The 20427-nt window shown below is 60.8% G+C and carries 19 protein-coding genes and 2 pseudogenes; 10 read left to right on the plus strand and 11 right to left on the minus strand.

Annotated elements, in window-relative coordinates; translation table 11 throughout:
* Window positions 1–7: 7 nt before the first annotated feature.
* Window positions 8–394, plus strand: a pseudogene (locus QYH69_RS02285) (M24 family metallopeptidase); the annotation flags it as partial.
* Window positions 395–425: 31 nt separating this feature from the next.
* Here the strand turns inward: QYH69_RS02285 and QYH69_RS02290 are convergent.
* Window positions 426–1295 carry a helix-turn-helix domain-containing protein gene (locus QYH69_RS02290; protein ID WP_308830284.1) on the minus strand — a complete coding sequence of 290 codons (870 nt, stop codon included), beginning with the start codon at window positions 1293–1295 and terminating at the stop codon, window positions 426–428.
* 61 nt (window positions 1296–1356) lie between these two features.
* Here QYH69_RS02290 and QYH69_RS02295 point away from each other — a divergent pair, with 61 nt between their 5' ends.
* The 5 genes from QYH69_RS02295 to QYH69_RS02315 all read left to right on the plus strand — a co-directional run bounded on the left by QYH69_RS02295 (window position 1357) and on the right by QYH69_RS02315 (window position 5344).
* Window positions 1357–2187: an NAD-dependent epimerase/dehydratase family protein gene (locus QYH69_RS02295; RefSeq protein WP_308830285.1), complete on the plus strand. Its 831-nt coding sequence runs from the start codon at window positions 1357–1359 to the stop codon at window positions 2185–2187.
* Window positions 2188–2402: 215 nt separating this feature from the next.
* Window positions 2403–2969: a carboxymuconolactone decarboxylase family protein gene (locus QYH69_RS02300; RefSeq protein WP_308830286.1), complete on the plus strand. Its 567-nt coding sequence runs from the start codon at window positions 2403–2405 to the stop codon at window positions 2967–2969.
* A 65-nt stretch (window positions 2970–3034) separates the two neighbouring features.
* Entirely contained in the window at window positions 3035–3811 is a 777-nt protein-coding gene (locus tag QYH69_RS02305) for an enoyl-CoA hydratase/isomerase family protein (RefSeq protein WP_308830287.1), read from the plus strand.
* Between the two features lie 55 nt (window positions 3812–3866).
* Window positions 3867–4538, plus strand: a complete 672-nt coding sequence (locus QYH69_RS02310) for a peroxiredoxin-like family protein (protein ID WP_308830288.1) — start codon at window positions 3867–3869, stop codon at window positions 4536–4538.
* An 89-nt stretch (window positions 4539–4627) separates the two neighbouring features.
* Window positions 4628–5344 (plus strand): SDR family oxidoreductase, encoded by a 717-nt coding sequence (locus QYH69_RS02315; protein WP_308830289.1) that lies wholly within the window; start codon window positions 4628–4630, stop codon window positions 5342–5344.
* Here QYH69_RS02315 and QYH69_RS02320 read toward each other — a convergent pair.
* From QYH69_RS02320 to QYH69_RS02335, 4 genes and pseudogenes are all read right to left on the minus strand, one after another.
* Entirely contained in the window at window positions 5321–6253 is a 933-nt protein-coding gene (locus tag QYH69_RS02320) for a LysR family transcriptional regulator (protein WP_308830290.1), read from the minus strand. The genes QYH69_RS02315 and QYH69_RS02320 overlap by 24 nt on opposite strands.
* Window positions 6254–6461: 208 nt before the next feature.
* Window positions 6462–6635 (minus strand): annotated as a pseudogene (locus tag QYH69_RS02325) (alkene reductase); the annotation flags it as partial.
* A 174-nt stretch (window positions 6636–6809) separates the two neighbouring features.
* A complete protein-coding gene (locus QYH69_RS02330; RefSeq protein WP_308830291.1) occupies window positions 6810–6980 on the minus strand; it encodes a hypothetical protein in 171 nt (56 codons plus the stop codon).
* Between the two features lie 73 nt (window positions 6981–7053).
* Window positions 7054–7608 (minus strand): helix-turn-helix domain-containing protein, encoded by a 555-nt coding sequence (locus tag QYH69_RS02335; RefSeq protein WP_308830292.1) that lies wholly within the window; start codon window positions 7606–7608, stop codon window positions 7054–7056.
* A gap of 87 nt (window positions 7609–7695) precedes the next feature.
* Here QYH69_RS02335 and QYH69_RS02340 point away from each other — a divergent pair, with 87 nt between their 5' ends.
* Window positions 7696–8715, plus strand: coding sequence for an NADP-dependent oxidoreductase (locus QYH69_RS02340; RefSeq protein WP_308830293.1), 1020 nt, complete (start codon window positions 7696–7698; stop codon window positions 8713–8715).
* 70 nt (window positions 8716–8785) lie between these two features.
* Here QYH69_RS02340 and QYH69_RS02345 read toward each other — a convergent pair whose 3' ends face one another.
* Both QYH69_RS02345 and QYH69_RS02350 read right to left on the minus strand, forming a co-directional pair.
* Window positions 8786–8941, minus strand: a complete 156-nt coding sequence (locus tag QYH69_RS02345; RefSeq protein ID WP_308830294.1) for a hypothetical protein — start codon at window positions 8939–8941, stop codon at window positions 8786–8788.
* Window positions 8942–8995: 54 nt separating this feature from the next.
* Entirely contained in the window at window positions 8996–10165 is a 1170-nt protein-coding gene (locus tag QYH69_RS02350; protein ID WP_308830295.1) for a DUF4382 domain-containing protein, read from the minus strand.
* A 395-nt stretch (window positions 10166–10560) separates the two neighbouring features.
* On the opposite strand from QYH69_RS02350, the gene QYH69_RS02355 reads away from it, so the two are divergent.
* Entirely contained in the window at window positions 10561–10941 is a 381-nt protein-coding gene (locus tag QYH69_RS02355) for a 6-carboxytetrahydropterin synthase (RefSeq protein WP_308830296.1), read from the plus strand.
* 112 nt (window positions 10942–11053) lie between these two features.
* Here QYH69_RS02355 and QYH69_RS02360 read toward each other — a convergent pair whose 3' ends face one another.
* Both QYH69_RS02360 and QYH69_RS02365 read right to left on the minus strand, forming a co-directional pair.
* A complete protein-coding gene (locus tag QYH69_RS02360; RefSeq protein WP_308830297.1) occupies window positions 11054–12289 on the minus strand; it encodes an ATP-binding protein in 1236 nt (411 codons plus the stop codon).
* A 264-nt stretch (window positions 12290–12553) separates the two neighbouring features.
* Window positions 12554–15349, minus strand: coding sequence for an AAA family ATPase (locus QYH69_RS02365; protein ID WP_308830298.1), 2796 nt, complete (start codon window positions 15347–15349; stop codon window positions 12554–12556).
* Window positions 15350–15731: 382 nt separating this feature from the next.
* Here QYH69_RS02365 and QYH69_RS02370 point away from each other — a divergent pair, with 382 nt between their 5' ends.
* Window positions 15732–17027 carry an MFS transporter gene (locus tag QYH69_RS02370; RefSeq protein WP_308830299.1) on the plus strand — a complete coding sequence of 432 codons (1296 nt, stop codon included), beginning with the start codon at window positions 15732–15734 and terminating at the stop codon, window positions 17025–17027.
* A gap of 49 nt (window positions 17028–17076) precedes the next feature.
* Window positions 17077–17859 (plus strand): substrate-binding domain-containing protein, encoded by a 783-nt coding sequence (locus QYH69_RS02375; RefSeq protein WP_308830300.1) that lies wholly within the window; start codon window positions 17077–17079, stop codon window positions 17857–17859.
* Window positions 17860–17881: 22 nt separating this feature from the next.
* Here the strand turns inward: QYH69_RS02375 and dctA are convergent, their stop codons facing one another.
* Together dctA and QYH69_RS02385 are read right to left on the minus strand one after the other, a co-directional pair.
* Complete coding sequence (dctA, locus tag QYH69_RS02380; protein ID WP_308830301.1) at window positions 17882–19204, minus strand: C4-dicarboxylate transporter DctA; 1323 nt, start codon at window positions 19202–19204, stop codon at window positions 17882–17884.
* Window positions 19201–20187, minus strand: coding sequence for a LysR family transcriptional regulator (locus tag QYH69_RS02385; RefSeq protein ID WP_308830302.1), 987 nt, complete (start codon window positions 20185–20187; stop codon window positions 19201–19203). The genes dctA and QYH69_RS02385 overlap by 4 nt, the downstream gene beginning before the upstream one ends.
* Between the last annotated feature and the right edge of the window lie 240 nt (window positions 20188–20427).

Here is a 20427-nt window from a genome sequence, read left to right on the forward strand (position 1 = left end):
GACCGCGCAAAGCGGGGACATCGTCAATTTCGACGTTACGCTAGAGAAGAATGGCTACATCGCTGATGCCAGCAAGACCTGTCTTGTGGCAGAGGTGTCGCCTCTGGCTAAACGGCTCGTGCAAGTGACCTATGAGGCGATGTGGAAAGGAATCATGGCCGTTCGCCCCTGCGGCAGACTTGGCGACTTCGGCCATGCCATGAGCGGCACGCGCGCAGAAATGGCTAATCGGTCATGCGAGAGTATTGCGCACATGGCATCGGTTGTGAAATGCAGGTTACGTGATGGGCGACTGTCGGCGCAGCTTGAACACACCGTGACCGCGACCCAAAACGGCAGAGTTCGACAGCGATTGCCACGCGCTGAGGTCCTATTGTTGATTCGTACCGGCTAAAGGAGCCCGGCCGGATCTCGACGGGCATCGATTACAGCTGCGCCGCTCTGTCTTTGTACTTAAGCATGCCCACGTTGCCGAGTTCGCGACGGAACGCTTCGGGTGTTGCTCCCGCGAAGACGTGAAAATCTTCGATGAGATGCGCCTGGTCGTAGTAACCGGCCGCGACGGCTATGCTCGCCCAGCTTGCATGACTGCTTTCGCGCGCGAGGTCCGTCGCGCGCGAGAATCGCATCAGTCGCGCAAACGTCTTTGGGCTCATACCAACCGTTTCGAGAAACACGCGGCGCAGATGCCGTTCGCTTATTCTCAGGTCAGAGGCAACTTCGCTCACGCTCGCGTTGAGCAATTTCTTTGCGGCTTCGCCTGCTAGCAAGGAGCGACCCGACGTCAGGTCGTCGGGCGACACCCGGGCCGCAATGGCTCGCTCCAGAATCATCGCTGCATCGGTGGCCTTCTTCGCCGTCGCGAGATCGTCGTACAGGTTTTGCGTTTCGGCGGCGCTCCACACTTCCTCCACCGGCACCACGCGTCCGTTGAATGTGGAGGGCGGCACTCCGAGCACCGCACTCGCCTTGCCCAACTGGAGACGGGCCAGGATGGTCCACTGTCCTTTGCGAATGACCTTTCGGGTTACGCGTTGGCGCGCCCCGAGCACGTGAATGTCCAGTCCTCTGCTTGCCGAAGGTCCGAATCTGACCACGACATGCACCTCTGGGCGCGGAATCGCCACTCTCAGCCCGTCCATGAGGCATTCGTCGGCGAACATTGCATCGACAATCGACGGGACCAGGGTATTGGACCTTGCTTGTCCGCGATGAATGGCTTCAATGTGCATGGGCACATTGTAGACGGCGTTCGCCGTCGCGCGAACGATGTGGGATCTGTCCGTTTTTTCCAATTCAAGCCGGAGACCAGCGGATACAGTCGTCGGGTCCCATCACTGTGACAGGAGTCTGCGCATGACAATTCTTGTGACTGGAGCAACCGGAAAGGTCGGAAGTCGGCTCGTCAAGCGCCTGGCCCAGCGCGGCGATCAGGTACGCGCCATGATCCGTGACCCGATGCACGCAACGCAATTTGAAGCGGATGGTATCGAACTCGCCGAGGCTGACCTCCTTGATGCGGACTCACTCGAAGCGGCAGTCTCTGACACCGACGTCGTGGTGCACAGTGCGGCATTTTTCCGTGGCGCCACACCTGAGCAGGCACATGACGTCAATGACGTTGGCACGCAGCGTCTGGCAACGGCCGCTCGTGCCGCCGGCGTGAAGCGATTCATTTTTCTGAGCACGGGTCTGGTCTATGGGCCAACCGGCGAACGCCCGGCGAAAGAAGACGATCATTGCGCACCGACTGCCGCTTACCCGCTGAGCAAGCTTGCGGCCGAACGATTCCTGCTTGGCCTGAAGGATCTGGATGTGCGGGTGCTACGTCTGGCTTTTGTGTACGGCGACGGAGATTCGCACATTCGGGAAGCGGTTACTCTCATGCGTGGATTTTCTCCGACCCAGCGTATGTCGATTGCGCATCATGCTGACGTGGCTCAAGCTGTTGCACGGCTGCTCGACACCTCTGACCCGACGTACCGCATCTACAACGTGGTCGACGACGAGCCAACCCGGATCGCCGAACTCTTCGCTTCCATCGGAGCGCCGCCGCCGGACGGATCGGATGCTAAACGTGGAGCGGCTTTCGACACGCCGCTCGATGGTCGTCGTATCCGCGATGATCTGGGCTTCCGACCCACGTTTTCACGCCTCGCGGATGCCATCGCCGCGCGTGCCCTTTAGGACCACCTGACGCTGAATTCAAAGAGCAGAGTGACCGACCGTGCGCGCTTGCCAAGCTGAGGGCTTCATCGCCAGCCGCCTGAGACGGGTAGCCCTCAACGGCACAGCCACCGCTTTATGCCTTCAGGGAATGAGTGTTATCGACGGCGCCTGCCTTCTCCGAGAAGGCGCTGACCTTCATGATCTGCTCACCGTCAACCAACAGGAACAAAACGATGAGCACTTTCCAGACCTACACGATCGATAACGCACCGGCCGCATCGAAGCCCAGCCTCGAAGACACGAAACGCGCTTTCGGTTTCGTCCCCAACCTGCAGGCGAACATGGCGGAATCGCCCGCGCTGCTGGCCGGCTACTCGGCGTTGTGGGATCTGTTCTCAAAGAGCACGCTAACGCCGCACGAACAGCAGGTCGTCTACCTGACTTCGAATTTCGAGAACAACTGCCATTACTGCATGGCCGGTCACAGCACGCTGGCAAAGATGATCAAGATGGACGCAGGCGTGATCGCCGCGCTGCGCGCCGGCACGCCGCTGCCCGATGCAAAACTCGAAGCGCTGCATCGCTTCACGACGCTCGTGGTGCGTGAGCGTGGCTTTGTCCCGGATGCCGATGTCGACGCGTTTCTCGCCGCCGGTTACACCCGTCAAAACGTCCTCGAAGTGATTCTGGGTGTGGCGACCAAAGTGATGAGCAACTACACGAACCACATTGTCCACACCGAACTCGACGGCTTCATGGCCGGTAACGAGTGGACCAAACCGGTCGCTGCCGCTGCATAAGCCGTCTCGGGAGCCGCCTCGCGGCTCCCGTCCAGCCCCATATTGAATCTCACCGAGGAACCGAAATGTCCACGTTCGACCGCTATAAAGACGCATACGCCAACGCCAAACTGACCCGTACGCCGGGCGGCGTGCTCGAAGTCCGCTTCCATACCGACGGCGCGAAGCTCGTCTTCAATGGCCACACGCATGAACAGTTCACCGATATGTTTCATCAGATCGGCGAAGACCCGGAAAACCGCGTGGTCATCCTGACCGGTAGCGGCGACGCATTCATGGACGCGATCTCGCCGGAAGGCTTCGATTTCTTTACACCGCGTGGCTACGACAAGATCTTCCGCGAAGGCCGCAAGATCCTGATGAACATCCTGGACATCGAAGTCCCGATGATTGCTGCGCTCAACGGTCCGGTCCTGCTGCATTCGGAATACGTCCTGCTGTGCGACATCGTGGTAGCGACGCCCGGCACCGTGTTCCAGGACATGCCGCACGCCGCGTTCGGCATCGCGCCCAATGATGGCGTCCATCTGCTCTGGCCGGAGATGATCGGCAGCATTCGCGGCCGCTACTTCGTGCTCACGCAGCAAAAGCTCGATGCCGAGGAGGCGAAGTCGCTGGGCGTGGTCAACGAGATCGTGCCTGCGAATCAGTTGCTGGAGCGTGCACACGCGATCGCCGCAACGATCGCAAAGCAGCCGCCGCTCACCACCAAATACACCCGCATCGGATTGACCCAACGCCTGCGTCGTGTGATCGACGAAGGCATCGGCTACGGCCTCGCGCTCGAAGGCATCACCGCGGCCGAAGTAGCGCGCACCGCCGCTGCGCAGAACGCAGCCTGAATCCGCTCGTCACGCAATTTACCGATCTCACTATTCTTCTCGACGGAGACCTCTCATGTCACTGCAAGACAAACTCGATGCATTCCGGGCCGACTTCAAGGCAGGCAAACCGCCGTTCAACGCGCCGCCGGAAATTCATCCGGTGATGGAACGCGCCACGGCAGAACTGATTGCAAGCGGGCAGGCCGGTCGCGCAATCAAGGCCGGTGACCGCGCGCCGCATTTCAACCTCAAAGATCAGGATGGCAACGACGTATCTTCCGCTGCATTGCTGGTGAAGGGTCCGCTCGTGGTGACGTTCTATCGCGGCGTATGGTGCCCGTACTGCAATATCGAATTGCAGGCGATCAACGAAGTGCTGCCGAAAATTCAGGCCTATGGCGCGAACGTCGTGGCAATCTCGCCGCAAACCCCGGTCAACAGCCGTAAATCGGTGCGCACCAACGAACTCGGTTTTCCGGTGCTGAGCGACGTGAACGGCCAGACGGGCGCTGATTTCGGATTGCGATTCGCGTTGCCCGACTATCTGGTCGAGTTGTACAAGAACCTGAAGAACGATCTGCCCGCGTTTAACAACGACGCGAGCTGGACCTTGCCGATGCCCGCGCGCTACGTCATCGGACAGGACGGCATCGTGCTGTATTCGGAGGTCAACCCCGATTACACGCGTCGTCCGGACCCGTCCGACATGTTCCCGGTTCTGGAAAAGGCAACGACCAACGTCTGAGGCCGGCCGCTCAACGCCAGCCGGTTGCCGCCGGCGCCGGAGTATCCGGCGCGGCTTTTCGGCCCCATTCAGTTCGTAAAGGACATCTGATGACACAGCGTACCTTTCTCGTCACCGGTGCGACCAAAGGCATTGGCCTCGCGCTAACAGAACGGCTGATCGCCGACGGCCACCACGTGGTGGGCCTCGCGCGCGAAGCAAGCGATTTTCCCGGCGACCTGGTTCGGGTCGACCTGGCCGACCGTGCTGCCACCGGCGCGGTACTCGATGACCTCGTGCGCCGCCATGCTTTCGATGGCGTGGTGAACAACGTCGCGCTAGTCAGACCGCAACGTCTGGGCGAAGTCGCGCTAAGCGACCTCGATGACGTTCTCGCGCTGAATCTTCATCCTGCGGTGCAGACCGTGCAGGCACTCCTGCCCGGCATGCGAGCGCGCGGTTGGGGTCGCGTCGTGAATATTTCCAGCCTGACGATTCTCGGCATGACGCAGCGCACCGCCTATGCAGCGGCGAAAGCGGCGCTGGTAAGTTTTGCGCGTTCGTGGGCGCTGGAACTGGCCAGCACGGGCATCACGGTAAACGCCGTCGCGCCGGGTCCGACCGAGACCTTGCTGTTTCGCGCGAATAATCCGCCGGGGAGCGAAGGCGAGATGCGCTATCTGGCCTCGGTGCCGATGGGTCGCTTTGGCCAGCCGCATGAGATTGCCGCGACGATCGCGTTTCTGCTATCCGACGCGGCTGCTTTCATGACCGGTCAGACGCTTTACGTCGATGGCGGCGCGTCAATCGGGAAGCTCGCTTTCTGAGGCCGCGCCGTCGGTGCCACTGCCAGCGGCACCGAGAATCTCTTCAACGAAGGCGACGAACGCTCGCGCCTTCGCACTCACCAGGCGTCCGGCCGGGAACACCGCCCACAGGTCGATCGGGGGTAATTCCCAGTCGGTCAGCACCGCTTGAACGGCGCCGTCGGCAAGTTCCGGCGAGAACATCCATTCCGATGCGATCGCGAGGCCCATGCCGCCGAGCACCGTCGTGCGGATGCCTTCGGCGGCGCTCACGCTGACGCGTCCACTTACGACGACGGCCGCTTCCTTGCCTTGCTGGCTGAACGCCCACGACTCGCCACCGCCTCGCAACGAATACACGATCACCTGATGCTGGCTGAGGTCTGCAGGCGTCGTCGGTACGCCCGCTTCAGCGAAGTACCCGGGCGTACCCACGACCAGCCGGCGACTTTGAGCAATGCGGCGCGCGGTCATGGCCGAATCGTCGAGCGAGCCCATGCGCAACGCGACGTCCACGCCTTTTTCGAGCAGATCGATGGTGCGATCGTCCAGTACGATATCGACCTGCAGGTTAGGGTGCCGGTCCAGAAACGTCTTGAGCGCAGGCAGGATGTGCAGCCGCGCGAAAGTCACGGCGGCACTGATGCGCAGCACGCCGGATAGTCCGGTCGACGCGTCGCGCGCGACATGCTCGGCAAGGTCTACTTCTTCGATTGCGCGCTTTGCGTGCTCGTAGAAACGCTGACCCGCATCGGTGGGCATCAGGCCGCGTGTCGAGCGCAACAGGAGTCGCACGCCGAGTCGCTCCTCGAGTTGCGCGATCGACTTCGAGACGGCCGGTTGCCCGAGTTTGAGCCGCTTCGCGGCCGCCGAGAAAGAGCCGGCCTCCACAACGCTGACGTATGTTTCCATAGCTGCCATCCGGTCCATGCCGCAGTTTCTCCTTGAAGGATCGCGAATTCCTTGTCGTGACTGAGATGTGTGTTCAGCCGGAAGTCTATCGCGCCGGAACATGGACGATGAAGTTAGCGGCGTCAGCGGTCTTTGCAATCGACATCGCGATCGGAATGCGCAGAAGCGAAACGGCCCCGGCGCAGGCGATCCCGCGGCAGGGCCGTCAACCACGCTCGCTTCCGGTTCAGAGAGCCGGCGCGGCGCTGAGGAAGGAATAATCGGTGTAGCCGCGCGCATCACCGCCATAGAACGTCGAGCGGTCGTAACGGTTCAGCGGCGCCCCGACGCGCAGTCGCTCCGGCGAATCCGGATTGGAGATGAACAGGCGCCCGAACGCGACGAGATCGGCATCGCCCGCTTCGTGGCTCGATTACATGCAGATACCGAGCCCTTAGCCAATCTGCTTAATCCGAAGATGGCGCTGTTCGTCCTACCACAACATCAATCGCGCAGTTGCAAGCGTTGGAAACTGGAGTGCATTCCGGTGATATGCCATTGCTGTCGATCGTCCGAAATGTGTTGAATGCATCTCTCACGCGACGGGCATATCTCTGGTAACCGGGAGCTGCTTTCCCATGTCGAACGCACGAAGCTCGAAACCCAGGTCGCGGTATAGATCGATCGCTGGCTTGTTGAATGCCCAAACGGTCAGTCTTATGTCGCTGGCGCTGTTTTTTCGTGCCCACTCTTGCGTAAGTCTCATCAGCGCGGTCGCGACTCCGCGCTCCGCAATCGTTCCGAAACGGCAATCGAGCCAATGCGACCCTCGAGACACTTCATCCAGTTCGATTGGTCAGGATGGCACTGACTATGACCTTGAAAACTCGGTCTGCACGAGACGCGTGCGAGGACTGCTCGCGCAGCCAGGCGAGGGCCGCGATGATATCGAAGAGTTCTGCGCCGTTCAGATCGGCGCGCGCCTTCCCATCTTTCTGCGCCCGAGCCAGAAGCGAAGCGCCCGCACTGCGCAACGTGGCACATGAAGCATGGAGCGCCGAGTCTGGCTCCTCAATCGCACCCATCATCGGCGCGATGATGCCGCGGTGCTCATGGGTGAAAGCAATGATTTCTTTCAGCCATGCCACCAACGCTTTATCGGAGGCACTCGACGTTTCCAGACTTTTGGCGCGCTCAGCCAACTCGTCGAAGCTCGAACGCAACAATGCATCGAGCAAAGCCTCGCGATTCGGGAAGTGGCGATACAGCGTGCCGAGGCCAACCTCGGCTCGCCGGGCAATGTCCCGCAACGAGGCTTCCGCTCCCTGCTCGGCGAAGACCTCGCGAGCGATCTTCAGCAGTTGATTAAAGTTTCTTTGGGCATCCGCACGCATACAGCTCCTTGACAAACGGAACAGCGCTCCATATATTTGGAGCACTGTTCCGAAACGATAGCCGATTTTTGGCTTCAGGAGAAAGCGATGTTGCCCAAAACGATGAAGGCAGTTCAGCAACATGAGTTCGGCGGCCCGGATGTCCTGCGCTACGAAGATGCGCCGATGCCGGTGCTCAAAGCAGGCGAAGTTCTTGTGCGCGTACATGCGGTAGGGATCAACCCACCGGATTGGTATCTTCGCGACGGATACAAGATGTTGCCGCCCGAATGGCAGCCACAGGTAACGTTCCCGCTGGTCCTCGGAACGGATGTTTCCGGTGTCGTTAGCGCGATCGCCGAGGAAGTCAACGGATTTTCCATTGGGGACGAGGTGTTCGCGATGGTGAGATTTCCCACCGGTCTCGCCGGGGGCAGCAGAGGCTATGCGGAATACGTCAGCGTACCGGCTTCCGAGATAGCACTCAAATCAGGCGGCATCGACCACGTCCAGGCCGCAAGTACGCCGATGTCACTGCTCACTGCATGGCAGTTTCTTGTCGATCTTGGTCACGACGAACCTAATGCGCTGCAGGCGAATCGGCATGTGCCGGTTGAGCTGGCAGCAAAGACCGTACTCGTGAACGGAGCGGCGGGCGGCGTTGGTCATTTCGCGGTGCAGGTCGCCAAACTAAAGGGCGCGCGAGTGATCGCGGTCGCGTCCGGCAAGCACGAGACACTCTTGCGCGAGCTTGGTGCAGACGACTTCATCGACTACACCAGGACCGCACCCGAAGATGTCGTTCGCGACGTGGATCTCGTCGTTGACGCGGTTGGCGGACCGACTACAGGTCGGTTCCTGCGAACGATCAAGCGCGGCGGCGCCCTGTTCCCCGTCTTTCCCCTTGGATTTCTGAAAACCGAAGAGGCGAACAAACTCGGGGTGACCGTCTCAGCAACTCAAGTCCGCTCGAATGGCTCGCAGCTTGCGGAACTGGGCCGCTTGCTCAATACAGGCGCAATTCATCCCGTGATCGACAGCACTTATCCTCTTGCTGAAGCCAATAAAGCACATGAACGCGCCACTCGTGGGCACATCCAGGGCAAGCTCGTCCTGAAAGTGCTTTGATGATGAGCGGAATGCAAGTAGCTATCCATCGACCAGACCTTCATTCGAGCGCAACAGCAACAACAGTCGTTTAGCAGTTACCCTTCTTGGCTTGCCCCGGCGGGCAGAATCCGTTGCCCGGGCCGCCTTGCGGCTGCACGGCTACGCCCGGTTCGCCCGGCACGTACACTGCACACCCGGCCAGCATGCCCGAGGCAATCGACAAAGCGACGATGATCTTTTTCATGATGTCCCCCGAAGGAAAGGGGCAGACGTTGCCCCTTCGTCAATACTGACGTGTTCAGAACGCGAAGTTCACGTTGGTTTGACTTCCGCCCGCAATGCTGACGGCAGTCGATTGCGTGGCACCCGAGGCCGCATCAGCTTCCATGGTGTATTGTGCCGCCGACGCTGCAGCCGCGCTCAAGCCAATGGGCAACGTGGCCTTATATACGCCCACCATCGGCGCTGCAACGGGCAGACTCGTTGTATAGGCACCCGTATCGAGGTTCGCATTCGCCGACGCGATCTCGTAGACGCCCGCCGAGACGGTCTGGAGCGCGCGCAGGCTCGCCGTTGCCGACGCTGTCACTGTGCCGCTCACCGTATTCGCCGTGGAAACGGGAAGCGTGATAGGTTGGTCTGCCGTCGACACTCGTGTCGTCGCGCCAACGATGACAGGTACCGACGTTATGATTCCCGTCGTCTCGTTCGCCTGAACGATCACGATGTCGTAGTTGCCGTTCGTCGAACTCTGAACCAGTGTCGAGAACACGAAATGGCCCGTGCTGTCTGCGACCGTACCGCTCACCACCTTGCCATTCTGCTCGGCATACACGGTAGCGCCGGCTTCGGAGGCGGCAACATAGCCGTCGATTATCCCGCTCACGGCCGTTGGCGTGGCGGTGATCACAGGCTTCAGTGCGTATGAACCGTTGCCCTGCTGAACGACTGACTTGCAGGCGTTGAAGTCCAGCACGAGATCGACCGTCGAGTTCGCTGCCACGTCAAACGGACGAATGATCTTGAGACCGCTTTGGGTCGCACTCGGTGTCGCGAGCGGCTGTTCGTTGGCCGTTCCCGACACGACGACCGAATTCGCTAACGTGTTGCCCTGGTTCTGGGCAAGTACGAGGCGCACCTGCTGATACTGGCCGGCGGGCAGCGTGGCCTGTCCGAGAGTCGCCATTGTGCCGTTAGTAAGCGAAAGGAGATCGACCTTTTGCGGTGCCGCGGGCGTGATGCTGGTCCAACCACTGTCGTTGTCGCCCGCGTTCGAACTCGCGTTGATGCGCACCTGGCTCACGGTAACGTAGACGTGGTCGAAGCCGCACGAAGGCGCATCGGTCATCTGGACGTTCACGCTGCCGGTCGCGTTGCCTCCGCTGCTACCATCTCCTCCGCCGCCGCAGGCCGCGAGTGCGACCGACGCGAAGATACCGACTATTAGTGTTTTCGGTATGTTGTTCATTTTTTTGCACCTGTCGTTTTTATCTGTGGTGCGCGAAGCATACGTCAGGCGGGCTGCAAATAATTTTGCGATTTGCAACAATCCGTAACTTCCCCCGCATCGTAGAGTGTTTGTCTCCCGATGTCTCAGCGGTATGAGTGACGCACGCCGTCGTCCAAAGACAAAACTAAGTCGCTTCTGGTCATACGCCCCATTTGACCGTTGGTACATTATCGTGTGTCGCAAAAAAATCGCAATCTGGCTAGCCGAAAGCCCTCTCGCGCCGGTCACCGATGCCAGGGAGGTACTGTTGCTTGAAGCGTTGTGGTCGAGGGGGAGAGTTCGACAATTTCGCTGTCGAGCGGCTTCACATGATGGCTATGAATTTACACTGTTTCACACAAGCAGGGATCTATATGGTCTACGAATTAAGTCAGCGATTTTATTTTGAGGCCGCGCATACGCTCGAGCGAGATATTGACGTGGAAGGCAGTCGGCGCATCCACGGTCACACTTACCATGCGCAAGTATTTGTTCGCGGAGTACCCGACCCGCGGACAAACATGGTCATTGACCTCGGGCATCTGAACCAGGTGATCAGTACCGTACGCGCAGAGCTGGATCACCGCTTTCTGGACGACGTTCCTGGATTAGGCGCGGCCACTATCGAGAACCTATGCGCCTTCATATACCGGAAGCTGGAGGCAGTCATCCCGCAGGTCAATCGCGTCGCAATCGAGCGCCCGGCAAGCGGCGACCGGTGCGATTACATTGCCACGGCTGCCGCCACTGCCTGAGAGCCGATCCACGCCCAGGCCGATATTCTGCGATTGCCCGTCGCCGCGTCGATGATCGCGTTCCTGTCGCCCGAATGGAAACGCCTGTCCAGCGAGGTGCGAAATACGCGGTTCAACATGTGTCCGGGTGCTCTTCCGGAAAAGGCAAATACATGCGAACAGTAGAGCCGTAAGGCTGGTTCGTAAAAATATCGATCGACCCTTCATGGAGCTCGACTATCGACTTGCAAAGCGCCATTCCGAGCCCGAGCTTACCCGGACGATTCGTCGCGAATGGCCTGAACGCAGCGATAGTTGCGCCTGCCACGCCTGCCCCCGTATCCGATATGTCTACTTGAAGCCGGTTGGCGTCGGGATTCTCGTAACGAACGGTGAGCGTACGCGCTCGTCCTTGTACGGTCATCAGCGTATCCAAAGCGTTCCTGAATATCTGCAGCAATGCCAGCGAGATAAGGTGGCGATCTCCAGTAATCGATGTTTCACAGGACTCGCCGTTTTCAACAACGAATCGGATATCTGGTGTTTCGATATGCGCCCGGAGAGCGGCGAGCACAGTCACGACTGCGTCGTTCAGGTCGAACAGCACGCGCCTTCGATTGGAACGCCCCGTCGAACCTCGAAGCTCGGAGATCACGCTCATGGCCTGGCCCGACTGCTGCACGATGTTCCACAGGCCCGTTTGCGCGCTTCGATGGTCTGGCTCGCCTCGGTCCAACCAACGGGCGCCCACGGGAAGCCCGTGAGGTGGAGCGCTTGCATCTTCTTCCTGACATGGTTTCAAAGTGGCGGGGTGATGATCAGTCATCCTCAGTGCATCGCTCATCTCCCGGCGAAGCGCATTCAAACTGATCTCAGCCCGCGTCGCCATCGCTCCTGCCGTTTGCTCGGCGTCGGCTGGAAAGTGAAGCAGCGTAAATGCGTATTCAGCAATCTTTTCGAGTGCATATCTGTCGGCAGGGCCGATTTTTTTTGCGGTGTCGCCCATCAGTAGCAGCGCGCAGACCACGCGATTATCACTTGTTACGGGCAGACAAAGGAGGGACCCGCGCATGGATGCTGCGCGAGCGTGCCGAGGCAAAGGAGCGATCTCGCTTGGTTCGTCGATTACCAACTGGCGTTTAGCCTTGACTACGGTCTCCACGGCAAAGGCGGGTAAATCATCGACTTCTGAGACAGCTCTCGGCCCTATGTAAAAATTAACCTCACCACCATGGAGCGCGGCCTCAGCCTCAACTAGCTGCACTTTCAGGCTTACGTTTACCAGTACGATCCGGCGTCCTCCGGTATGAGCCAACGCCACGCGTAGCAGATCTCGCACCGCATCCGACGCGCGATATAGATCCGGCAAATTCGAGTCCGACCACCGGCTGTCAGCCGGACCTGGGTACCCGTGCATCATCCTACCCGTATCAAGTTAAGTGCTGACGTTCCTCGCACAAAAGGTCGCGCGACCGCAGCAAAGCAGATTCATGACCGACGTCGCTTCGTGGCGCACGTGGTGAAATGACGAGCTCGTCGTCAAAGTTTTGCGGCGGCACGCATTCCCTTAGTTTGCCCGCAGAGATGAGGTCGCCGCTTCTGTCAAATGACCAGTCGGATGACCGATCGGGCGTCAACCCGCGGGGTTGTCAGCTGTGGCAACGATTGAGCCCAGTGAAGACCGGGATTTGATCCCGGTCTTTGCGAAGATCTGGCCAAGGTGATATCCAACGGTCCGATGAGACAGATACAACCTTGTTCCGATTTCTTTGTTCGATAGTCCGGCAGCGGCGAGTTGCGCGATGTGTAGCTCTTGTGGGGTGAGCGTTTCCCATGCCTTCTCAGTTCGCTGGCGGCTTGTTTCGCCCGAAGCGCGCAGTTCCTGGCGCGCCCGGTTGCTCCAGGGCGACGCGCCGAGCGCGTCGAAGAGATCGCGAGCCTCCCGCAACGGCGCTCTTGCGTCGGCGGGTCGACGCTGGCGACGCAGCCATTCGCCATAAGCGAGGAGCAGACGTCCGCGCAAGAACGGCCAGTTCTTTGCCGCGGGCCCAAGACCTTGCAAAAAAAACCCTTCAGCGACAGCGGGTGCGGCGAGCAGAGCCTTACCGTAATGCAGCATGGTCTCAACCCATGGCACTGGCGCCGGTGCCGACGCCACCTCCATTTCCTCAATCACGGCACGCGCTGCCTCCGCATTGCCCGAAAAAACACCGGCTTCCACAAAATCCGCGAGCCCGAAAAACTGAAGACCGGAATTAAAGGCGGGATCTGCAGGAATAAACAGGCGCCGCAGATGGTCGTATGCTTCCCCATGCCGGCCTGCGCCGATCGCCGTGATACCTCGCGCAATCTGCAACATGGCCAGCAGAAAGCTGGCGCCGATCGATAAAGCCATGCGTTCCGCCTCAGCCGCATAGGCTTCGAACCGCGGCAAATCGCCTTGCATTCCCGCAAGCCGGGCTTTCACGATCGTTGCAGCAGCGCTCCAGGGCACCCCACCGGTCTCTTCGGCGAGGCGAGCGGCTTCTTCGACCTCCCTCATCGCGCTTGTCCAATCGCCAACTTCCATCTCGGCCCATCCCTGCGCGAAAAGCACGCGGGCCAGGTCGCTAAGCCGCCCCTGTTCCCGCAGCGCGGCACTGGACTCCGAGAGAAAGCTTACGCCAAGGTCGAATGCGCCAATGACATTGGCCGTACTGCCGACAATTCGCGAGACGTTAGGATCGCCATTTCTTGTTTCGGAAAGCCGCTGCAACCTCGCATGCAAGCTGCCTCCCAGGTGAAGCGGTTCGACATAGGCGATGATCGAGATCAGGCGGTGGTCCGTCTCCGGCAATTCAAGCTGATTTGCCGCAATCAGAACTTTTGCACGCAGTTCGTTGTTTGCGCTGCTCCACCAGCAGCGTTGCGCGGCGCGCCAGAGGAGATTGCTCGCAAGATCTCTGGCACCTTTGGCGTGGGCCTGACTCGCGAAGGCAATCAGAGCCGGTATCCTCGACGGGTCGCTGATCGCAAGAGGCTGGCTGATCTCCCGACACCAGCCGACGCGCACCGGCGCAAGCTCATCCGATTCGTCAACATCGGCCTGACGTAGGAGACGCTCCAACAGGTCTGGCTGCCCGAGATCGGCGGCAAGTTCGGCAGCCCGCAAGAGCCGGTCGCTTTTTGCTCTACCCGTGCTGCTCAGGCGCGCGGCATTCTCCAGGACGTCAATCGCCGTGGCGACGGCGCCTCGGCCGAGCGCCCGCGCCGCCATGCGATCGTAGTCATTCGCAAGTTCGTCGTCGGCTCCGATGGTGGCTGCGGCCCGATGCCATAAGCGACGATCTGTTTGATCCTGAATGGTCGCCGCGAGTGCCGCGTGGATTCTTTGGCGGGTCGCCAGATCCGCCGCCTGATGCATCGCGGAACGAACGAGCGGGTGCCGGAACCGCACCTGCGTTGCGTCAATCTCTATCAGCCCGGCGGCAATAGCGGGCGACATGGCATCGACGCTCAACCGATCGCCTGACATGGCTTCGCCGGCAGAGATGATTTCATGGAGCGACGTCTCGTCGTTTTCCGCTGCCACGAACAGTAGCGTTCGAGCCGCCTCGGGAAGATCGGACAAGCGACTCGAAAAAGCTCGCTCGAGGCGTTCCGTGAGGGGAAGCCACGGCGCATCGCAGGCCTCGGTCGCTCGACCGCTGCGAGGCAGTTCCAGAAGAGCCAGCGGATTACCCGATGCCTCCCTGAGAAAACGGTTGCGTACGTTAGCGGGGAGGCCTTGCGCATGTGCATCCAGCAAGTGCCCTGCATCGGCCTCGCTCAGTCCTGAAAGTCGCAGCCTTAGCGTGGAAGCGTCGCCGAAGAACCGGTTGAAGCTATCACGCATGGCCACGACTAGAACGACGGGGTCCGAGCTCAATCTGCGCGAGACGAAGGCGAGGACTTCATAGGTTGCCTGATCAAGCCATTGCACGTCGTCGGCAACAAGCAGAACCGGCTTGTGCGACGCGCTTTCAGTCAAAAGAGTCAGCGTCGCCAGCGCTACCAGAAAGATGTCCTGTGCCCCTTTGCCGTCGCAAATGCCGAAGGCCGCCAGCAAGGCGGATCGCTGGCGAGGCGCCAACGCGGCTGTCCGATTCATAAGCGGGCGCAGCGCGAGTTCCAGTGCAGCGAACGGTAAGTGCACCTCGGCCAGGACGCCGGTCATGGTCAGCACCGAAATGTTCCGACTAACCGCATGATGTTTCGCGATCTCGAGAAGTGCGGATTTTCCGATACCGGGCTCGCCGCTTATCACGAGCGTTGATCCGCCTTGATCGATTTGATCGATCAGACCATTAATCAGAGCAATGTCACGATCTCGGCCTTGCAAAGCCGGGGGTGAAAATTGAGCATCACCGGAGCGCTGTTGCGACGGAAGCACGGATTTTCTATTCGTCATTCTGGTCATCCAACAGCCAGTTTCAGGGGCGCTGCCAAGCCTATGCCAGGCGCCAGCACACGTTCTGAACTGTTGGGAGGAAGGTTGTCTGAGTCGCAAGCATCATGGGTATTCTTCATACACAGAAAGCGCGGTGCGGCGTGGATAGCGATATTTTGCATCAGGCTCAGGATCCGGGTGTATCGGTTGGCGTGACGAGTGACCCCTGCGAGGCATGCAGAGGTGCGACGAGCGGGCGACGCGGGCGAGCGTCGATTGATAACCATAGAACATCAATCGTTCCAAAAATTGCACTTATCGTTTTACCGGCGCCGGGCGAATATCGCCAGAACCACAATCGGCCGGACCACCGCGCCTGTTCGAGTTTTCAGGAGACACCTCGATGCACCCCTCGTCTAACCTTTCGACCGGACGTTCAAAGGCCGCTGCGGTGTTCCGCGTAACGGCCGGGAATTTCCTGGAGCAGTTCGACTTTTTCCTGTTCGGCTTTTACGCCACGCAGATCGCCAACGTCTTCTTTCCTGCCGAAAGCGAGTTCGCATCGTTGATGATGACCTTCGCCGTCTTTGGCGCGGGCTTCCTGATGCGGCCACTGGGCGCGATCGTGCTCGGCGCCTACATCGACGACGTCGGCCGCCGCAAGGGTCTCATCGTCACGCTGTCCATCATGGCGAGCGGCACCATTCTGATCGCATTCGTACCGGGCTACGCGACGATCGGCCTTCTGGCGCCGGCGCTCGTGCTGCTCGGACGGTTGCTGCAGGGCTTCTCGGCGGGTGCCGAACTGGGCGGCGTCTCCGTATACCTCGCCGAGATGGCCACGCCCGGCCGCAAGGGCTTCTTCACGAGCTGGCAGTCCGCGAGCCAGCAGGTGGCGATCGTCGTCGCCGCGGGCCTCGGCTTCGCGCTCAACCAGTGGCTCAGCGCATCCGCTATCGCCGCATGGGGCTGGCGCGTGCCGTTCTTCGTCGGCTGCATGATCGTGCCGTTCATCTTCATGCTGCGCCGCAATCTCGAGGAAACGCAGGAGTTCAAGGCGCGCCGGCATCGTCCGACCATGAAGGAAGTATTCGGCACGCTGGTCCAGAACTGGTCCGTCGTCGTCGCCGGCATGATGCTGGTGGCAATGACCACCACGAGCTTCTATCTCATCACGGTCTACGCGCCGACCTTCGGCAAGACGGTGCTGCACCTGAGCACCGCCGACAGTCTGCTCGTGACGCTGTGCGTCGGCGTGTCGAACTTCGTGTGGCTGCCGATCGGCGGGGCGCTCTCCGACAGGATCGGCCGCCGCCCGTTGCTCGTCGGCATGACGGTGCTCGCCATCGCGACCGCCTACCCGGCACTCTCGCTGCTCGCTCACGCGCCGAGCTTCGTCAACATGCTGCTCGTCCTGCTCTGGCTCTCGTTCATGTACGGCATGTATAACGGCGCGATGGTCGTCGCGCTCACGGAAGTGATGCCGGTGCAGGTGCGCGTCGCTGGTTTCTCGCTCGCTTACAGCCTCGCGACGGCCGTGTTCGGAGGCTTCACGCCCGCGATCTCGACGGCGCTCATTCATATGACCGGCGACAAGGCCGCTCCCGGTTACTGGATGAGCTTCGCCGCAGCGTGCGCGCTTCTTGCGACGTTCGCGCTCTATCGCCGTCGCGCAGTGACGCTGACCCCGGCGCACTGATGCGCTTGCTGCGCACCCATTGCGATCCTGCACGACCACAATCACGACCATGAAAAACCTGCTTCTGAAACTTTGCGCGGCGGTGCTCGTCGCAAGCTCGGCCGCTGCGGCGAACGTGCAGGCCGCGGACCTGCATGTCATGAGTTCGGGAGGTTTCACCGCGGCCTACAAGGTGCTCGGCCCGAGGTTCTCGTCCCGGACGGGCGACACGCTCGACACCGCGCTCGGGCCGTCGATGGGCAAATCGCCCGAAGCGATCCCTAACCGGCTCGCGCGCGGCGAGCCCGCGGACGTCGTCATCATGGTCGGCTATGCACTCGACGAGCTGATCAAACAAGGCAAGGTCATCCCCGGATCGCGGGTCGAACTGGCCGATTCGCGCATCGGCATGGTCGTGCGCGAAGGTGCGCCGAAGCCCGACATCAGCTCGGCGGAAAGTCTCAGGCAGACGCTGCTGCATGCGAAGTCGATTGCCTACTCGGACAGCGCGAGCGGCGTCTATATCGAGCGAGAGTTGTTCAGGAAGCTCGGCATCGAGGATCAGGTCAGGGCGAAGGCGAAGATGATCCCGCGGATTCCCGTGGCGTCGGTGGTGGCGAATGGTGACTACGAAGTCGGCTTTCAGCAGGTGAGCGAATTGCTGCCTGTGCAGGGCGTCACATTCGCCGGCAGGATTCCGGAGTCTCTGCAGTCCGTCACGCGCTTCGCAGCCGGCATTCCCGTCGGTGCGCAGCATCCGAAGGAGGCGAAGGTGCTCCTCGACTATCTCGCATCGCCCGCTGTGCAAGGAGAAGTGAAATCGACCGGGCTCGATTCCGTCTCCGCGCATTGAGAGAACGACGGGAAGGCCTGCCTCAGCCAGCCTTCCCGTCATGCCCCGGGGGCGTCGCGGGGTCGTTCGCAACGTCCGGGCGGCCCGGCCCGGACGTCCTGAGCATCTGTGCGAGACGCACGCGATCGCACGAGCCTTCCCACATCGAAACGAAGATGACGGCGCACGCGTTGCTGATGACGCTCGTCAGAGCGCGCGCCTCGGACATGAAGCGGTCGATACCCACCAGCAGCGCCACGCCGGCGACGGGCAGATCGGGAATCACCGTGAGCGTGGCGACGAGCGCGACCAGCCCGCTGCCCGATACGCCGGCCGCGCCCTTCGATGTGAGCAACATGACAGCGAGCATGGTCGCGATCTGCGGCGCGGAAAGCGGCACATCGCACGCCTGCGCGATGAACATCGCGGCGAGCGTCAGATAGATCGCGGTGCCGTCCAGATTGAACGAATAGCCCGCGGGCAGCACGAGCCCGACGACGCCCTTGTCGCAACCGAGCATCTCGAGCTTCGCGATCAAACGCGGCAGCACCGGCTCCGTCGACGATGTTGCGAGAACGATCAGCAATTCCTCGCGCATGTAGCGCAACAGTCGCCACAGCGCGAAACCGTGCAGACGTGCGAGCGGCGCGAGCACCAGCGCGACGAACAATCCGCATGCGACGTAGAGGGACGCCATCAGCATGCCGAGCGATCCGACCGAACGAATGCCGAAGCGGCCCACTGTGAAAGCCATCGCGCCGAATGCGCCGAGCGGAGCGAGCCGCATGATCATCGCGAGCACGCCGAACAGTATTTGCGCGACGCTGTCGATGAGCGCCAGCACGGGCCGTCCGGCTCGCGGATATGAATTCAGCGAGAAGCCGAAGAGCAGCGAAAGCAGCAGCACCGGCAGCACCTCGCCCTTGTCGAACGCGCCGAGCATGGTCTCCGGGATCACGTTCAGCCCGAACGCTACGAGTCCGCCCGCCTCCGTGTGCTTCGTATATTGCGCGAGGATGCTCGAATCGAGACGATGCACGTCGATGTGCATGCCCGCCCCCGGTCGCAGCACGAACGCGGCAACGAGTCCGAGCACGAGCGCGACAGCCGTCAGAAGATAGAAAAGCGCCAGTGCCCGGACGATCGTGCGTCCGATGGCCTTCCCGTTGGCGAGCGACGTGATGCCCGAGACGATCGTGCAGAAGACGATCGGCGCGATCATCATCCGCACGAGCGCGACGAACGCGTCGCCGAGAGGTTTGAGCAGCGTGCCCGTCGCCGGCCATAAGTGCCCGACGGTGATGCCCAGCACCATTGCGAGCAGCACTTGCACATAAAGCAAATGAAGCGGTCTTGCCGACCTCACGATGCGGTCTTCCTTCTCGTCCTGGCCGCCGTTGTCGTGGTTGTGGTCTTGGTCGTGCTGTTGCTCGCGGCTTCGCTGCTTGCGGCGCCGGCGCGCTTCGTCTCGATGATCGCCCGGTGGAATTCCTGTGCCGCGGGCGTGAGCGGCCGTCCGCGCCGTCTCACGATTCCAATGCGTCGTTTCACCACCGGTTCGACGAGCGGCACGCTCGTGAGGATCGGGTGGTCATGTCCGGGCATGGCCATCGACGGCACGGCGGCGACGCCGAGTCCCGCTTCGATCAATCCGAGCATCGTCGTCACGTGCCGTGTCTCGCAGACGCTTGGCGCGCGAGGCGACACGGCGGTGAGCGCCTGGTCGAGCAACAGGCGGTTACCGGAAGTCTTGTCGACAGAGACGTAGTCGTGTTCGTAGAGTTCGTCCCACGTCACGCGCTTCTTGCGTGCGAGCGGATGGTCGCGGCGGCAGGCCGCAACGAATCGCTCCTGCAGCAGGACTTTGAATTCGATCTCGGACTCCTGACTGCCCATGAAGCTCACGCCGAAATCGGCTTCGCCGCTGTTGACGGCGCCGAGTACCTCGTTGGCACTCGCATCGAGAAGCTTGACCCGGATGCGTGGAAAACGGCGATGGTAGCTTGCGATGACGCTCGGCAGAAAGTAGTACGCCACCGATGGCACGCACGCGATAGTCACCTGACCCAGGCGGCTCGATGAAACATCGCGAATGCCGAGCAGTGCGATGTCAAGGTCATCGAGCAGTCGTTCCGCGCTCGGGGCGAACACGCGGCCGACCGTTGTGAGTGTGACGCTGCGCGTGGTTCGCTCGAACAGACGCACGCCGAGCGCTTCCTCGAGCTTGTCGATCCGGCGACTCAAAGCCGGTTGGGAAATGCTCACGGCCTCGGCAGCTTTGCGGAAGCTTCCCAGCTCCACGACCGCGCGAAACGCCTGCAAATCGTTCAAGTCGAAGTTGACGCCCACGACTGGACTCCGCGTTTTGGAATCCGACTATTTTGCATCAGTCGGGAGAGGTGCTGCAGCGGGTTTCAGCGAGACGATGATACACAGTCGGAAAAACAGGCAACGGGCTACTTCGATGCGCTATGGCCGTCCTTGTTCGCTCCGAGCATGCACTCCACATTGATGCTCTCTTGATTAGGTGAGAAGTGAATGGCAAGGTTACGAGCATTACCAAGCTCGACGAGAGCGGTAAAGCATTGC

The organism is Paraburkholderia sp. SARCC-3016 (assembly GCF_031119615.1).
Taxonomy (GTDB): Bacteria; Pseudomonadota; Gammaproteobacteria; order Burkholderiales; family Burkholderiaceae; genus Paraburkholderia.

Coding starts and splice junctions, on each gene's coding strand:
- QYH69_RS02330 (WP_308830291.1), bottom strand. CDS start 6,980: ATGAGACTTACGCAAGAGTGGGCACGAAAAAACAGCGCCAGCGACATA.
- QYH69_RS02340 (WP_308830293.1), top strand. CDS start 7,696: ATGTTGCCCAAAACGATGAAGGCAGTTCAGCAACATGAGTTCGGCGGC.
- QYH69_RS02345 (WP_308830294.1), bottom strand. CDS start 8,941: ATGAAAAAGATCATCGTCGCTTTGTCGATTGCCTCGGGCATGCTGGCC.
- QYH69_RS02365 (WP_308830298.1), bottom strand. CDS start 15,349: ATGACGAATAGAAAATCCGTGCTTCCGTCGCAACAGCGCTCCGGTGAT.
- QYH69_RS02370 (WP_308830299.1), top strand. CDS start 15,732: ATGCACCCCTCGTCTAACCTTTCGACCGGACGTTCAAAGGCCGCTGCG.
- QYH69_RS02310 (WP_308830288.1), top strand. CDS start 3,867: ATGTCACTGCAAGACAAACTCGATGCATTCCGGGCCGACTTCAAGGCA.
- QYH69_RS02305 (WP_308830287.1), top strand. CDS start 3,035: ATGTCCACGTTCGACCGCTATAAAGACGCATACGCCAACGCCAAACTG.
- QYH69_RS02375 (WP_308830300.1), top strand. CDS start 17,077: ATGAAAAACCTGCTTCTGAAACTTTGCGCGGCGGTGCTCGTCGCAAGC.
- QYH69_RS02300 (WP_308830286.1), top strand. CDS start 2,403: ATGAGCACTTTCCAGACCTACACGATCGATAACGCACCGGCCGCATCG.
- QYH69_RS02320 (WP_308830290.1), bottom strand. CDS start 6,253: ATGGACCGGATGGCAGCTATGGAAACATACGTCAGCGTTGTGGAGGCC.
- QYH69_RS02355 (WP_308830296.1), top strand. CDS start 10,561: ATGGTCTACGAATTAAGTCAGCGATTTTATTTTGAGGCCGCGCATACG.
- QYH69_RS02315 (WP_308830289.1), top strand. CDS start 4,628: ATGACACAGCGTACCTTTCTCGTCACCGGTGCGACCAAAGGCATTGGC.
- QYH69_RS02295 (WP_308830285.1), top strand. CDS start 1,357: ATGACAATTCTTGTGACTGGAGCAACCGGAAAGGTCGGAAGTCGGCTC.
- QYH69_RS02350 (WP_308830295.1), bottom strand. CDS start 10,165: ATGAACAACATACCGAAAACACTAATAGTCGGTATCTTCGCGTCGGTC.
- QYH69_RS02335 (WP_308830292.1), bottom strand. CDS start 7,608: ATGCGTGCGGATGCCCAAAGAAACTTTAATCAACTGCTGAAGATCGCT.